Annotated in this window: 13 protein-coding genes; 7 read left to right on the top strand and 6 right to left on the bottom strand. The window is 64.7% G+C overall.

Annotated features, from left to right (window positions below; translation table 11 throughout):
• Window positions 1-86: 86 nt before the first annotated feature.
• The 6 genes from X757_RS143675 to X757_RS143700 are packed head-to-tail and all read left to right on the top strand — an operon-like array spanning window position 87 to window position 5,939.
• On the top strand, window positions 87-689 hold the full coding sequence (locus X757_RS143675; RefSeq protein WP_023727032.1) for a CDP-alcohol phosphatidyltransferase family protein: 603 nt from the start codon (window positions 87-89) through the stop codon (window positions 687-689).
• Between the two features lie 41 nt (window positions 690-730).
• Window positions 731-2,512: a bifunctional alpha/beta hydrolase/class I SAM-dependent methyltransferase gene (locus X757_RS143680; RefSeq protein ID WP_031251437.1), complete on the top strand. Its 1,782-nt coding sequence runs from the start codon at window positions 731-733 to the stop codon at window positions 2,510-2,512.
• Between the two features lie 4 nt (window positions 2,513-2,516).
• Window positions 2,517-3,872: a phosphatase PAP2/dual specificity phosphatase family protein gene (locus tag X757_RS143685; RefSeq protein WP_023712500.1), complete on the top strand. Its 1,356-nt coding sequence runs from the start codon at window positions 2,517-2,519 to the stop codon at window positions 3,870-3,872.
• Window positions 3,873-3,882: 10 nt separating this feature from the next.
• Complete coding sequence (locus X757_RS143690; protein ID WP_031199625.1) at window positions 3,883-4,317, top strand: hypothetical protein; 435 nt, start codon at window positions 3,883-3,885, stop codon at window positions 4,315-4,317.
• Between the two features lie 3 nt (window positions 4,318-4,320).
• Window positions 4,321-4,989, top strand: coding sequence for a lysophospholipid acyltransferase family protein (locus X757_RS143695; protein ID WP_023685463.1), 669 nt, complete (start codon window positions 4,321-4,323; stop codon window positions 4,987-4,989).
• 20 nt (window positions 4,990-5,009) lie between these two features.
• A complete protein-coding gene (locus X757_RS143700; protein ID WP_023713517.1) occupies window positions 5,010-5,939 on the top strand; it encodes a phosphatidate cytidylyltransferase in 930 nt (309 codons plus the stop codon).
• A 10-nt stretch (window positions 5,940-5,949) separates the two neighbouring features.
• Here the strand turns inward: X757_RS143700 and X757_RS143705 are convergent, their stop codons facing one another.
• The 6 genes from X757_RS143705 to X757_RS143730 form a co-directional block, all read right to left on the bottom strand.
• Window positions 5,950-7,557 (bottom strand): FGGY-family carbohydrate kinase, encoded by a 1,608-nt coding sequence (locus X757_RS143705; RefSeq protein WP_023727029.1) that lies wholly within the window; start codon window positions 7,555-7,557, stop codon window positions 5,950-5,952.
• A 144-nt stretch (window positions 7,558-7,701) separates the two neighbouring features.
• A complete protein-coding gene (locus X757_RS143710; protein WP_023727028.1) occupies window positions 7,702-8,430 on the bottom strand; it encodes an SDR family oxidoreductase in 729 nt (242 codons plus the stop codon).
• A 27-nt stretch (window positions 8,431-8,457) separates the two neighbouring features.
• Window positions 8,458-9,717 carry a sugar ABC transporter permease gene (locus tag X757_RS143715; RefSeq protein WP_023727027.1) on the bottom strand — a complete coding sequence of 420 codons (1,260 nt, stop codon included), beginning with the start codon at window positions 9,715-9,717 and terminating at the stop codon, window positions 8,458-8,460.
• Complete coding sequence (locus tag X757_RS143720; protein WP_023715131.1) at window positions 9,714-10,538, bottom strand: ATP-binding cassette domain-containing protein; 825 nt, start codon at window positions 10,536-10,538, stop codon at window positions 9,714-9,716. The genes X757_RS143715 and X757_RS143720 overlap by 4 nt, the downstream gene beginning before the upstream one ends.
• Before the next feature lie 151 nt (window positions 10,539-10,689).
• Window positions 10,690-11,754 (bottom strand): sugar ABC transporter substrate-binding protein, encoded by a 1,065-nt coding sequence (locus tag X757_RS143725; protein ID WP_023727026.1) that lies wholly within the window; start codon window positions 11,752-11,754, stop codon window positions 10,690-10,692.
• A 229-nt stretch (window positions 11,755-11,983) separates the two neighbouring features.
• On the bottom strand, window positions 11,984-12,868 hold the full coding sequence (locus X757_RS143730) for an AraC family transcriptional regulator (RefSeq protein WP_023702911.1): 885 nt from the start codon (window positions 12,866-12,868) through the stop codon (window positions 11,984-11,986).
• Window positions 12,869-13,177: 309 nt separating this feature from the next.
• Here X757_RS143730 and X757_RS143735 point away from each other — a divergent pair, with 309 nt between their 5' ends.
• The gene (locus X757_RS143735; protein WP_023727025.1) at window positions 13,178-14,239 is read left to right on the top strand and encodes a maleylacetate reductase; all 1,062 of its coding nucleotides are present in this window, start codon (window positions 13,178-13,180) and stop codon (window positions 14,237-14,239) included.
• Window positions 14,240-14,442: the final 203 nt, after the last annotated feature.

Here is a 14,442-nt window from a genome sequence, read left to right as displayed (position 1 = left end):
GGATGCTGGTGCGAGCCCTTGCGCCCTGCCTGCCGATTGACCAATCTCGCCGACACTGTCATGAGCCGCGGTCGGGGGGATCACATATGCCTACGCTCTATGCTCTGAAGCCGGCCTTTCAGGCCAGGCTGCGGCCGCTGGCCGACCGGCTGGCCGATGCCGGCGTCACCGCCAACCAGATCACGCTTCTCGCCGCAGCACTGTCCATTGCCACAGGCCTGGTGGTCGCAGCCTTTGCCTTCCATCCCCTGGTGTTCCTGTTGATGCCGGTGGTGCTGTTCGTGCGCATGGCGCTCAACGCCGTTGACGGGATGCTGGCCAGGGAACATGGGCAGGCGTCGAAACTCGGCATGTATCTCAACGAACTCTGCGACGTCGTCTCCGACCTGGCGCTGATCCTGGCCTTTGCCACGCTATTCCCGGCCTGGGGCGTTGTGGCTTTCGGTATCGCCGCCATGCTTGTCGAATTCGCCGGCGTGCTTGGCGTGCCCGCCGGCAGCGGGCGCAATTATGCCGGGCCGTTCGGCAAGAGCGACCGGGCCCTGGCGCTCGGCGTCATCGCCTTCCTCATCGCCTGCGGCCTGTGGTTCCAAGCGATTGTGCCCTTTGTGTTTCCGGTCATGGCTACACTGTCAGTCGTAACCGCCATCAACCGGATACGCGGCGGCCTTAGAGCGGGCGGCGCATGATGCCAAAGCGTCAGGCGCCCGACCGCCAGAGGGAAACCATGATCCACCAGACCATTGCAGCCGGAGCACCGGCAAGCCTCGAGCGCATCGCGCAGGAGCGCACGTTCAAGAGCCATGACGGCACCGAGATCTTCTACCGCTACTGGCCGGCCGCCGGGTCGGCGCCAAAGGGTGCGATCCTGCTGTTCCATCGCGGCCACGAGCATGGCGGCCGCATGGCGCATCTGGTCGACGAACTCGCCATGCCCGAACATGCCTTCTACGCCTGGGACGCGCGCGGCAATGGCCGCTCGGCCGGCGAGCGCGGCTATGCGCCATCCTTTGCCGCCCTGGTTCGTGACATCGACTGCCTGGTGCGTGAGATCGGCCGGGATGGTTTTGGCCAGCGCGACATCGCGCTGATCGCGCAGTCCTTCGGCGCCGTGCTGGCCGCTGCCTGGATGCATGACTATGCGCCCGACATCCGCGCGCTGGTGGTGGCTTCACCGGCCTTTTCGGTCAAGCTCTACGTGCCCTTCGCCAAGGAGGGCATTGCGCTGTGGCAGAAGCTCAAGGGCCGCTTCTTCGTCAATTCCTACGTCAAGGCGAAGTTTCTGACGCATGATGCCGAGCGCATCGCTTCCTTCGACGCCGATCCGCTGATCACGCGACCGATCGCCTCCAACATCCTGGTCGAGCTTTACGACCACGCTGCCCGCATCGTCTCGGACGCGCGCGCCATCACCGTGCCGACGCAGCTCTTGATCTCCGGCAGCGATTGGGTGGTGCGGCATGGACCGCAGCACGAATTCTTCGTCAATCTCGGCAGCAGCGCCAAGGAGCGGCATGTGCTGCCCGGCTTCTTCCACGACACGCTGGGCGAGCGCGATCGCAAGCAGGCGCTGGACTTGATCCGGCCGTTCCTCGAAAAGCAATTTGCCACGCCGGAGAAAACCATCGACTTGCTTCAGGCCGACCGCGCCGGCTACACCCGCGACGAGGCCGAGAGGCTCGCCTCGCCGCTGACGCTGTTGTCGCCCAAGGGAATTTTCTGGGCGATGAGTCGCGCCTCGATCCGCATGGGCGCTTGGCTGTCTTCGGGCATGAAGATTGGCATCGCCACCGGCTTCGATTCCGGCTCGACGCTCGACTATGTCTACGAGAACGACGCGCGCGGCACCGGCTTCATCGGCCGCATGATCGACCGCACCTTCCTCGACGCGATCGGCTGGCGCGGCATCCGCCAGCGCAAGCTGCATCTGGAAGAGCTGATCGGCAACGCCGCCGCCAGCCTGAAGGCAGCCGGCCGTCCCGTCCACATGCTCGACATCGCCGCCGGTCACGGCCGCTATGTGCTCGATGCCGTCACCAAATGCACTGAACCGCCAGCAAGCGTGCGGCTGCAGGATTATTCCGAGCTCAATGTCGGGTTGGGTTCGAAGCTGATCGCCGAGCGGCAGCTGCCGACCAGCGTCACCTTCCATCAGGCCGACGCCTTCGATGCCGACATGCTGGCCGGGCAAAAGCCGGCGCCGGACCTCGCCATCGTCTCCGGGCTTTACGAATTGTTCGCCGACAACACGATGATTTCCCGCTCGCTCGGCGGGCTGGCCAGCGCCATGCAACCCGGCAGCCTGCTCGTCTACACCAACCAGCCATGGCATCCGCAGCTGGAGATGATCGCGCGCAGCCTGACCTCGCATCGCGGCGGACAGGCCTGGGTGATGCGGCGGCGCACGCAAGGCGAGATGGACCAGTTGGTGACGGCTGCCGGTTTCGCAAAGATCGACCAGCGCATCGACCAATGGGGCATCTTCACCGTCTCGGTCGCACGGCGCGTCTGAGACCATGGCCCTGCCTGTCGCTGACCCTGCCCCGGCGCGGGAACCCTATTTGGGCATCGTGCTGAGGGCAGCCCTTTGGCTGGCGCTGCTGGCGCCATTCTTCTATTCGACCTATGGCTTTGCCAACTGGCTGGCGTCGCGGCGCGACCATGTCGGCAGCATCGTGTTTGCCTGGGAATACGCCATCCCGTTCGTCGCCTGGACGATCGTGCCCTATTGGTCGATCAATCTGTTCTACGGCCTATCGCTGCTGCTCAACACGACCAGGCGCGGCGTCGACCGGCTCGCCGGCCGCTATCTCTCGGCGCAGATCATTGCCGTCGCCTGCTTCATCGCGTTCCCGCTGACGGCGACCTTCGTGCGGCCGGAAACCACCGGCCTGCCGGGTTTCCTGTTTGCGGTGCTCGGTGGTTTCGACAAGCCGTTCAACCAAGCGCCATCCCTGCACATCGCACTCCTGGTGATCATCTGGGACCATTGGCGTCACGTTCTGGCACGTCACCGTCTCGGCGGCATTCTCCGCCCGGTCTGGCACGTCTGGTGTTTTCTCATCGGCGCCTCGGTGCTGACGACCTGGCAGCATCATTTCATCGACATTCCGACCGGCGCCCTGCTCGGCCTGTTTGCGCTGTGGCTGTTTCCGTCCAAGGGCGAGCTGCCATTCTGGGGTTTTCGGTTGACCGCCGACCCAAGGGCGCGGCGGCTGGCGGGTTATTACGGGCTGGGGGCGGCCCTTGCCCTGGCCGGCGCTGCCGAGGGCGCGTTGGTCTCCGCCGATTTTCTCATCCTGTTGTGGCCGGCATTGGCGCTGGCCATCGTCGCCTTCGGCTATGCTGGGGCCGGCGCCAAAGTGTTCCAGAAGGCAGCCGATGGTAGCGTCTCACTGGCCAACCGTATCCTGCTCCTGCCCTACCGGCTTGGCGCCCGGATCAATGTGTGGGTATGGACCCGCCAACTGGCGCCGCAAGCGGAGATCACCGACGGTGTTTTCCTCGGCCGGTTTCCGAGTGCCGACGAGGCCAACCGCTTCGGCACAGTGATCGACCTTGCCGGCGAGATGGAACGGCCGCGCGGCGTGACCTGCCGCTGGATCAGCTACGCGATGCTCGACCTCGTGGCGCCGCCTCACGACAGGCTGGAGCGAGCGGTGGCGGCAATCGAGCTGGCGCGCCGGCGCGGCACCGTCCTGGTCTGCTGCGCGCTCGGCTTCCAGCGCAGTGCAGCCGTCGTCGCCGACTGGCTGGTGGTGACGGGGCGCTCGTACACAGCTGCACAGGCGCGCAAGAAACTCGCCGCGTCGGGCAGGCCCGTGCACCTTCAGATCGGGCTGGATGAACCGGGGCTGGAAGAACCGACATGAGTTGGCCGGCATGAGTGGCGACAATTTTCCCGAGAAGGCCGAAATATTCGCCGCCGGGCTGATGGTGCAGGCGGTGTGGCCGATCCTGCTGGTGGTCGCGGCTGTGATGGCAGCGCCGGTCATCGGCCTGGTGGCCGGACCGCAGACGACAGCGCTGTCGGCGGCGGCCTGGCTGGTCGCGGCGGCGAGCGCCGTGGCCACGCTGGCTCTTTCGGCCTTGCTTTTGTTCGATGCGCTGCTGTTCCGGCTGATGGCAAGCCACGCCAGCGAGGCCGCCGGGGGTGCCGCGGTCGACGATGTGCTGTCGCGCATGCGCCTGAAATCCACCACTGCCGGCGGCCGCTCGCTCGACCATCGCATGGCAGGCACGCGCCGCCTGCTGACAAGGCAGCGCATGGCGCTCGCCATGTTTGCTGCGGCATCCCTTTTCGCAGCATTTGTTTGAGCCATGACAAAACTTCACCTGCGCGCCAACACCTTCACCTTGCTGCAGACGGTGACGTCGGTCGGCCTGTCGGCGGCGGCCTGGGTGGTAACCGGCGTCAGACCAATCTGGAACGGCAGCCAGCCGTCGGAGCGGCAGCGCATCTACTTCGCCAACCATGCCAGCCATGGTGATTTCATCCTACTGTCGGCCTGTCTGAGTGAGAAGGTGCGCGCCCGGACCCATGCGATCGCGGCGGCCGAATATTGGGGCAAGTCGCGGCTGCGCCGCTTCATCGCGCAGGACATGCTGTCGTCCGTGCTCATCCACCGGCAGTGGACCGACGAAACGCAACACCCGATCTCGATCATGCTGTCGGTGCTCGACGACGGCCACTCGCTGATCCTGTTTCCCGAAGGCACTCGCAACACGACGGAGGCGGATCTGCTGCCGTTCCGCTCCGGCCTCTACAATCTGTCGATGGCGCGGCCCGATGTCGAACTCATCCCGTGCTGGATCGAGAACATGTCGCGCGTGCTGCCCAAGGGCCAGTTCCTGCCGGTGCCGCTTCTGTGCCGCGTCGTCTTTGGTCCGCCGGTGGCGATCGCGCCCGGCGAAGAACGCCGCACCTTCCTCGAGCGCGCGCGCCAGACGCTGCTGTCGCTCAACCCGCGTCCGGATCGAGACGACTGATGCCACTCACGCTTCCACCGATGCATGAAACCGTCATCCTGCTGGCCGGCCTTGTCTGCGTGCTGACCACGGCGAGCGTCATTGCCGGCATCCTGTCGTGGCGGGCGCCGAAGCCGTTGCCCTCGACGCTCGTCAACTTGAACCAGCGCGTCAACGCCTGGTGGGTGATGGTGCTGGCGATCACCGTCGCCTTCTTCTTCGGCCGCACCGGCATGACCATCCTGTTTGCGCTGATCTCGTTTGCCGCGCTGCGCGAGTTCGTGACGCTGACGCACAGCCGGCGCAGCGACCACTGGGTGCTGCTCGGCATGTTCGGCATCATCATTCCCTTCCAGTACTGGCTGGTGTGGACCGCCTGGTACGGGCTGTTCACTATCTTCATCCCCGTCTACTGCTTCCTCTTGATGCCGGCGATCACCGCGCTCAACGGCGACACCGAGCGCTTCCTCGAGCGCGTGTCCGCGCAGCAATGGGCGGTCATGATCTCGGTCTACTGCGTCAGCCATGTGCCGGCGCTGCTGACGCTCAACGTGCCCGGTTTCGAGGGCCGCAACCTCCTGCTCATCGCCTTCCTGATCATCACCGTGCAAGGCAGCGACGTGCTGCAATACATTTTCGGCAAGCTGTTCGGCCGGCATTTTTTGTCGCCGTCCGTTTCGCCATCAAAGACTTGGGAAGGGCTGATCGGCGGGCTGGTGTCATCGAGCCTGCTCGGCGCGCTGCTGTCGTTCCTGACGCCGTTCTCGCCGCTCGCGGCGGCAGGCGTCGCCTTCATCGCCTGCCTGATGGGGTTCCTCGGCGGGCTGGTGGCGTCGGCGATCAAGCGCGACCAGGGCGTCAAGGACTGGGGTCACCTGATCGAGGGTCACGGCGGCATGATGGACCGCGCCGACAGCCTGGTCTTCGCCGCACCGGTGTTCTTCCACATCGTCCGCTATTTCTGGACGTGAGCTAAGCCGTTCAATCGCGGATGGCGCGGCCTGCCTGCTGCAGCAATTCGAAGGCGGCGAAGCGCTTGTCGTGCCAGGGCACGAGGTCGCCACCGGCCGGGCGATAGATGTCGCCGATGCGCGACATGCCGGTCATCGCCGCGATCACATCGGGAAATTTTTGCGCCGCCACCGCAGCCAATATGGCTGAGCCGAGCAGCACCGGTTCGGGCGAGGTCGAACCGGCGACGGTCAGGCCTGTGGTGTCGGCCAAAAGCTGACGTACCAGCTCGCTTTGCGCCGCACCGCCGCTGACGACGATAGTGTCGATGGCAATGCCTTTTTTGGCCATCGCCGCCAGGATCTGGCGAACGCCGTAGCCGATGCCCAGCAGGCCGGCGACATAGAGCGCGACCAGACTGTCGAGGGACGTGTCCATGCCAAGCCCGGCGATCAGGGCCTTGGACTCGGGATCGGCGAAGGGCGAGCGGTTGCCGAGGAATTCCGGCACGACATGCAGTCCATCGGCTAGGTGCGCTACTGCGGACAGGTCGGCGGACTGTTTCGCCGCCTGCTGACCAAGCCAAGCGGTCAGGCCGAGACCTTCCGCCTTGGCTTTTGCGGATGCCTCAGCCGTGGCCGGATGGAAAGCGACGAGGTGGTCGATTGCAGCACCCGCCGCCGATTGCCCGCCTTCATTGAGCCAAAGCCCCGGCACCATCGAGGAAAAATACGGACCCCAGACGCCGGGCACGAAGGCCGGCTCGCTGGTGCTGGCCATGGTGCAGGCCGAAGTGCCGAACACATAGGCCATGCGCGACTGCAAGGTGCCGACCGAGCCCTGCCCACCAACCGTGCCGACGCCGCCGGCATGGGCATCGATCAGACCGGCCGCAACCGGCGTTCCCGGCAGCAGGCCGAGATTAGTCGCGGCGGCCCCAGTCAGGCCTTGGGCAAGCGCGGTGCCGCCCTCGACGATCTCGGTGCCGATGCGGGCAAAGCCTTCATCGGCGAGTGCGCCGAGGCCGATGGCACGGAAATAGGCATCGTCCCAGCGCCGCTCATGACCGAGATAGGTCCATTTGCAGGTCAGCGTGCAGATCGAGCGCGCCAGGCTGCCGGTTGAGCGCCAGGTCAGATAGTCAGTCAGGTCGAAGAAATGCTCGGCCGCATCGAAGGTGGCGGGCAGGTTCTCGCGCAGCCACAGCAGCTTCGGCGTTTCCATTTCCGGCGAGATGGTGCCGCCGACATAGTCGAGCACGGCGTGCTTGCCGGCATTGATGCGCTGCGCCTGGTCGAGCGCGCGGTGGTCCATCCAGACGATGATGTTGCGCTGGGCATCGCCGGAATGGCCGACCGGCAACGGCGCGCCGTCCTTGCCGACCACGACCAGCGAACAGGTGGCGTCGAAGCCGATGCCGGCAATGTCGCGCCCAGCGAGCCCCGACTTGGTCACCGCCTCGCGCACGCTGGCGCAAACCGCACGCCAGATGTCCTCGCTCGACTGTTCGGCGATTTCGCCGGGCTCGATGAACAGAGCGATGTCGCGCTTCGCCGAGGCAAGCATGGCGCCCTTGCTGTCGAACACCCCCGCCCTGGCACTGCCAGTGCCGACGTCGATGCCGAGGAAGTGGGACATGGGGAACCTCAGAAGTTAGGCAGTAGGCAGTGGGCAGTAGGCAGTAGGCAGTAGGCAGTAGGCAGTAGGCAGTAGGCGAGATGGTCAGCAGTGAACGGTCAGTTGCAAGAGCCTCTCCCCATTCCCTGCCTAATGCCTATTGCCTCACAAATCATTGCTCTGCGGCAGGATCACCAGGTCCCGGATGGTGACGTTGCGTGGCCTAGTCAGCATGAACAGCACGGCTTCGGCGACCTCGACCGGTTGTATCAGGCCGCCCTTGGCCAGTTCATCCTCAAGCTTGTCCTTCGGCCAATCGCTGATCAGCGCTGTCACCACCGGCCCCGGCTGCACCGCGCCGACGCGCAGGCCATGCGGGGCGACCTGGCGGCGCACCGTATGGACGAAGGCCTGCACGGCGTGTTTCGACGCTGTGTAGATCGGCTCCCAGACCACGGGCACCAGTCCGGCGATCGAAGACGTGACGATGATGTCGCCGGTCTTGCGTTCGACCATATGCGGCAGCACGGCGTGGATGGAACGAAAGACCGCATTGATGTTGAGGTTCAGCATGCGGTCCCAGGCATCCGGGTTGCCTTCGAGCACCGGGCCGCCGACATAGGCGCCGGCATTGGCGTGGAAGATATCGAGCTGGCCTGCCTTGTCCAGGATTTGCGGCATCATCGTCGCGACGCTGGCCGGCTTCATCAGATCGATCACCAGCGGGATCGCGTTGGGACCGAGTTCGGTGCAGACGCTTTTCAGCGCGTCTTCGGCGCGATCGACGAGCACAACGCGAACGCCGGCGGCAATCAGCGCTCTCGCGCATTCCAGGCCTATGCCCGACGCGGCGCCGGTGATCGCCGCGACTTTTCCACTCAAATCCTGAGCCATTCTTCTATCCTCGTATTCTCTGTTGGTTCAGGCTCGGCCGTGGGAAACCCGCGAGCGGCGTGCCAGGGAGTCGACGATGACCGCAATTGCCAGAACGGCGCCGGTGATCATGTAGCGAAGCGACGATGACAGATCGAGCAAGGTCAGCCCGCTGGCGATCGACTGGATGACGATGATGCCGAGCAGCGCGGAATAGGCGCTGCCCCGGCCGCCAAACAGGCTGGTGCCGCCTATGACCGCCGCCGCAATGGCGTTGAGGTTGACGTCGCCGGTGCCGGCCTGCTGGCTGGCGGAGGCCAGCCGCGCCGCCGACAGCACGCCGCCAAGGGCGGCAAACATCGAGCACATGACGAAGGCGCTGAGGTAGATCGAGCGCACCTTGATGCCGGCCCGGCGCGCCGCTTCGCGGTTGCCGCCGACGGCGGTCATCGAGCGGCCCCATTGGGTGCGGGTCAGCGCATAGTTCATCGCCACCACCAGGCCGACGAACAGGCCGAACATCCACGGTATGCCGCGCGCCTGGTTGAGATAACCGACGATCAGTTCGAGCAGGATGGTCAGGGCGGCGACGCGCACGATGAGGCCGCCGACAGACGGCGCCGACAAATTGACGGCCCGGCGGCGGCTGACGGTGCGCAGGCCGGTGATCAGCATGACGATGCCGGGCAATGCCGCCAGTGCATAGGACAGCCAGTCCGGCATGACCAGCAACTGGCCGAAATTCACCAGGTTCGACCCATAGGGCAGATTGATCGAGCCGGTGGAGCCCAGAATATACAGCTGCAGGCCGAGCACGGCGAGCAGGCCGGCGAGCGTCGAGACGAAGCTTGGCATGCCGAGCCGGTTGAACAGCAAGGCATAGAGCCCGCCGATGAAACCGCCGACGGCGATCGCGGCGAGGATGGCGAGCGCCACCGGCCAGCCCTGGTTGACCCACAGTGTGCCGACCATGGCCGAAGCAAAGCCGCTGATCGAGCCGACCGACAGGTCGATCTCGCCGACCATCAGCACACAGACGATGCCGAGCGCGATGACGCCGACGGTCGAGCAGTCGAACAGGAGATTGACCAGATTGCTCGACGAGACGAAGACCGGATTGAGGGCGGTGAACACGCTCCAGATGATGACCAGGCCGACGATGACCGGCAACGAGCCGAGGTCGCCGGAGCGGACGCGGTCGAAGAAGGCGCTGATGGCGCCACCAACGCCGGCCTGGTGCTTGACGCGCACGTCGCTGCGGTCGAGCGCCGTCGATGAGGAGGTGTCCTGCTTGGGCTCCGCGCTCATGGCCGCTGCTCCTGATTGTTCGCTTGTTCGGCGGCCTTGCGCCGTTCGGCGCGGCGCGACACTGCATTGTTGGCGGCGCCGGTGATGGCGCTGACCAGTTCCTGGTTCGAGGCGTCGGGTTCGAAGACGCCGTTGTTGCGGCCGAGCCTGAGCACCACGATGCGATCGGCGACGGCGCGCACGTCCTCCATATTGTGACTGATCATCAGCACGCCGAGCCCACGCTCGCGCACCCGGTCGATGAGGTTCAGCACTTCCGCCGTCTGGGCGACGCCAAGCGCGGCGGTCGGCTCGTCGAGGAGGATGACCTTGGGGTCGAGCAGCAGCGAGCGGGCGATCGCCACCGTCTGGCGCTGGCCGCCGGACAGCGAGGCGACCGCCTCGCGGACGCTTGGAATACGCGCCGACAATTCGTTGAGCAGCGTCCAGGCGCGAATTTCCATCGCCACCTCGTCCAGCCGCAGCGGGTTGATCTCCTTGCCGAGAAAGATGTTGGCGACGACGTCGAGGTTTTCGCACAACGCCAGATCCTGGAAAACGGTGGCGATGCCGAGCGTCAGCGCGGCACTCGGGTCAGGCATGGTCACCTGCCTGCCGCGGAAATTGATGGTCCCCGAGCTCGGCTGGTGGACGCCGGCCAGGATCTTGACCAGCGTCGACTTGCCGGCGCCATTGTCGCCGACCAGCGCCACCACCTCGCCGGCATGGACATCGAGATCGATATCGGTGAGCGCCGAAACGGCGCCGAAATTCTTCGAGATGCCGCGCAGGCTGAGCACCAGCTCGCCTGCCGAAACCGGTCCGTCAGAGATGTCAGACATGGTGGCAAACCTTTCCGGATGGCGGTCAAGAGTGACTGCGAACTTCCGGCCACCGCAAGGGCGGCCGGAAAGCAGTATCAGGATTCTAGGTCATCCTTTTATGCATGTCGTTATCCCAAAACCGCTGCGCACTTTTGGGCGACCTGCATTGTCACTTTGTAATGCCGAGCTTCTTGCAACCTTCGGCGTAGCGGTCGACGCAAAGCTCTTCGGCGGTGTTGATCTTCTTGTCGATGATCTCGGCCTTTAGGTTTTCCTGCGTCACCACCGCCGGCGTGAACAGCTGCGAAGGAGTGTCGTAGAGGGTCATTTCGGCCTTCGGCGTCTCGCCCGACAGAAGCTGGACGGCGACGTTGGCGGCAGCGGCCGCAACGATCTCGCTCGGCTTGGAGATGGTGTTGTACTGGTCGCCGGCGATGATCAGCTGCAGGGCGGCGATGGTCGCGTCATTGCCGGTCACCGGCGGCACCGGATCGACACCGGCGGCCTTGAAAGCGGCGATGGCGCCACCACCGGTGCCGTCATTAGCCGCAACGACGCCGACGATCTGCGTGGAAAAGCGGGTGATCTGGCCGCTTGCCCATTGCTGCGCCTTCGGCGGCGCCCATTCCGGCGTGTCGTATTCGGCAAGGATCTTGTAGCCGCTGTCGTCGAGGCTGGAATGGATGCCCTTCTTGATCAGCCCGGCGGCCGCGTCGGTCGGCGATCCGTTGATCTGCAGCAGGCCGCCGCTGGCGGGGTCGACCTTCAGCGCCTTGAGGTGTTCGACGAGCGAGTCGGCAATGGCCTTGCCGATGCCTTCATTGTTGAACGAGACGTAGAAGTCGGCAGGTGCGGTCGGGATCGGGCGATCATAGGCGATGACCTTGACGCCCTGGCTCTGCGCCAGCTTGACCAGCGAGGCGGCGGCGGTCGAGTCGACGGGGTCAAGCACGATCGCCTTGGCGCCTTGCGAGATCACCGAGTTGAACTGCTGCTGCTGGCGCGAGGCGTCGGCATCGGCGTTCTGGTAGATCACCTTGCAGCCGGGGCAGAGTTTTTTCATCTCGGCGACGAAGCCGGGATAGTCGTGCTGCTCGTAGCGCGTCGAGGCCTGGTCGGGCATCAAGAAGGCGACCGTGGCGTCGGTAACCGGGGCGGCAAAGGCAGCGGTGCCGCCAAGAAGAGAAAGAGTGAGCGCGATGGCTCCCGTCGATTTCCAGGCAAATCTGGTCATTTTGATAGCTCCGTTTCAAGGAATGGTTTCATGAAGCCCCGGACACCATATGGCACCGGGCCTTGACTGCAGTCGGGCTGTTGCGAGGAACAACGGAGCACTTGATCCGTGCTGCGCATCCTCTAGATATCTCTGGATTTCGGGACAAGCGATCTCCAGCACGGAGCGCCTCCAACGCACCCCGCGTTCTTACCTCAGTAAATGTCTAGGCTCCTCCCGGTCCTCCCTGTTAGGCGGCAATCTCCGCGCTGACGTTTTCCGCCAGCAGGGCCCTGAAGCGCGAAGGCGACATGCCTTTCTGGGTCAGGAACTGGCGGTTGAAATTCGAGATGTTGTTGTAGCCGGCGGCATAGCAGATCTCGGTGATCGGCATGTCGGCCTCGCTCATCAGCAACTGGCAGGCAAGGTTGATGCGCAGCCGGTTGACATACTGCACCAGCGCCATGCCGGTATGGCGGCGGAAGCTGCGCGAAAACGCGCTCGGGCTGCGGCCGGCGATCGCCGCCAGATCGCTTTCGCTGAACGGCTCGGTCAGGTTGGCGTTGATATAGGCAAGCGCCTTGTTGACGCCGGCCGACATGAAGCCTGAGGGATCCGGCAGATAGCTGGCGCTGGTCAGCGTCCGCACATCGGCGGCGCGGCTCAGAATGTCGATGAGCTCCATGAACAAAGCGATGCGGCGAACGCCTTGCGCCTCGACCAGTTCGGCCAGCACAGGTGCGGCGAGCTTGGCGGTAGCGGTGGAGAACAGCGCGCCGCGGCGGCTGAGCTCGAGAATGTTTTCACAACCGGCAAGTTCCGGCAACGCGGCGGTGGCGTCGGCAATGAACTCTTGCGAGAACTGCACGACACGGCCGCGCAGCGGCACGCTGGCGCCTGCCGGCACGTCGCTGACCCAGTTGTGCGGCAGGTTCGGGCCGGTGAGCACGAGATTGCCGGGCTCGAACTCGCCGATGAAGTCACCGACGAAATAATGGCCCGTGGTGGCGACGACGTGATGGATTTCGTATTCGGGGTGGAAGTGCCAGCGCACCGTGTGGAAGGGGTAGCCGTGGGCCCAGGCCTTGAACGACTCGCCGCGTCTGATCTGGACGACTTCCAAGTCCGGATTCATGTCAGTTCCTCCCGGCCCCGGTCCGGTCATGCGACCAGTTGCAGTGCCATCTCCCGCAGGCCGCGTTTGCCGCTCTCTGCAGTGATCGAAGCTTAGGCGGCAATTCATGCAGCCGCCACCACGGTGTGTCCACCTCACTGATACTTTTTTGACGTTTTTGTGGTCAAGGCGATACGTTTGCGAGTACGCGGGAGAGATCAGGCCCCGCTTGCGAGACGGTGACGACGCAAACGATGTCGCCGGCGGCGAGAGCTGGTCGCTCGATTTCGGCTCCGTCACAGTGATAATATGCAAAGGGAGCGGATCGGCATGACAAGGACGTTCACCTACTCCGGCAGCCCTGCGCATATTGTCTTCGGCAATGGCGCGTCGTCCGAGGTGGGCACCTGGATCGAAAAACTCGGCTGCAATCGCGCGCTGGTGCTGTCGACGCCGCATCGGGCTGCCGACGGCGAGGCGCTTGCCAAATCCCTCGGCGCGCTGGCGGCCGGCACGTTTTCGGGCGCCGCCATGCACACGCCGGTCGAGGTAACCCAAACGGCAATGGCCAAGGCGACCGAGGTCAACGCTGACTGCGTTATCGCGCTTGGCGGCGGCTCGACCACCGGTCTCGGCAAGGCGATCGCCTGGCGCACCGACCTGCCGCAGTTCGTCATCCCGACCACCTATGCCGGCTCGGAGGTGACGCCGATCCTCGGTCAGACCGAGAACGGCGAAAAAACCACAATGCGTGACGCAAGGATCCTGCCGGAAGTGGTGATCTACGATCCAGAGCTGACCGTCGGCCTGCCGATAGCGATGAGCGTCGCGTCAGGACTCAACGCCATGGCGCACTCGGCCGAAGCGCTTTACGCGCAGGATCGCAATCCGATTTCCACCCTGATGGCGAAAGAAGGATTGCGCGCCATGAAGGCGGCGCTGCCGGTGTTGACCAAGGAGCCTGGAAATATCGATGCACGCGGCGATGCGCTTTACGGCGCCTGGCTGTGCGGTACGGTGCTCGGCGCCGTCGGCATGGCGCTGCATCACAAGATCTGTCACACGCTCGGCGGCTCTTTCGACATGCCGCATGCCGAGACGCATGCGGTGATGTTGCCGCACACGATCGGCTTCAACGCCGCCGCGGTGCCCGACTTGTTGAAGCCGGTCGCCGACTTGTTTGGCAGCAGCGCCGGTAGCGGTCTCCAGGATTTCGCCAAGGCGGTCGGCGCGCCCCTTACATTGAAAGAACTCGGCCTCAAGCAGGCCGATCTCGACCGCGCCGCCGAGATTGCGACCAGGAACCCATACTGGAATCCGCGGCCTTTCGACCGCGCCGCAATCCGCGCCCTGTTGCAGGACGCGTGGGAGGGAAGGCGTCCGCAAAACTGACGGCAACAAGCAAGGAACTTACCCGCCGCGAATTCATCAGGATACCGCCACGACCGGTGTGCTCGCGGCGGCCTCGCGGTGCCGGCGATCGCCTGCCCTTTCGCATATAGCCGACAGGCATGAGTGGCTCCGCCTGATCGGCGCAGGCCGCTCACGGTTTTGTGCGCGTGAAAAACTGCGCGGCTCGAAAAGCCCATTGACAT

Origin of the sequence: Mesorhizobium sp. LSHC412B00, from assembly GCF_000503035.1 — a bacterium.
In the GTDB taxonomy this organism is placed as follows: Bacteria; Pseudomonadota; Alphaproteobacteria; order Rhizobiales; family Rhizobiaceae; genus Mesorhizobium.
This window is presented reverse-complemented; position numbering and strand designations above follow the sequence as displayed.

Coding starts and splice junctions, on each gene's coding strand:
- X757_RS143675 (WP_023727032.1), top strand. CDS start 87: ATGCCTACGCTCTATGCTCTGAAGCCGGCCTTTCAGGCCAGGCTGCGG.
- X757_RS143685 (WP_023712500.1), top strand. CDS start 2,517: ATGGCCCTGCCTGTCGCTGACCCTGCCCCGGCGCGGGAACCCTATTTG.
- X757_RS143690 (WP_031199625.1), top strand. CDS start 3,883: ATGAGTGGCGACAATTTTCCCGAGAAGGCCGAAATATTCGCCGCCGGG.
- X757_RS143695 (WP_023685463.1), top strand. CDS start 4,321: ATGACAAAACTTCACCTGCGCGCCAACACCTTCACCTTGCTGCAGACG.
- X757_RS143700 (WP_023713517.1), top strand. CDS start 5,010: ATGCATGAAACCGTCATCCTGCTGGCCGGCCTTGTCTGCGTGCTGACC.
- X757_RS143705 (WP_023727029.1), bottom strand. CDS start 7,557: ATGTCCCACTTCCTCGGCATCGACGTCGGCACTGGCAGTGCCAGGGCG.
- X757_RS143710 (WP_023727028.1), bottom strand. CDS start 8,430: ATGGCTCAGGATTTGAGTGGAAAAGTCGCGGCGATCACCGGCGCCGCG.
- X757_RS143715 (WP_023727027.1), bottom strand. CDS start 9,717: ATGAGCGCGGAGCCCAAGCAGGACACCTCCTCATCGACGGCGCTCGAC.
- X757_RS143720 (WP_023715131.1), bottom strand. CDS start 10,538: ATGTCTGACATCTCTGACGGACCGGTTTCGGCAGGCGAGCTGGTGCTC.
- X757_RS143725 (WP_023727026.1), bottom strand. CDS start 11,754: ATGACCAGATTTGCCTGGAAATCGACGGGAGCCATCGCGCTCACTCTT.
- X757_RS143730 (WP_023702911.1), bottom strand. CDS start 12,868: ATGAATCCGGACTTGGAAGTCGTCCAGATCAGACGCGGCGAGTCGTTC.
- X757_RS143735 (WP_023727025.1), top strand. CDS start 13,178: ATGACAAGGACGTTCACCTACTCCGGCAGCCCTGCGCATATTGTCTTC.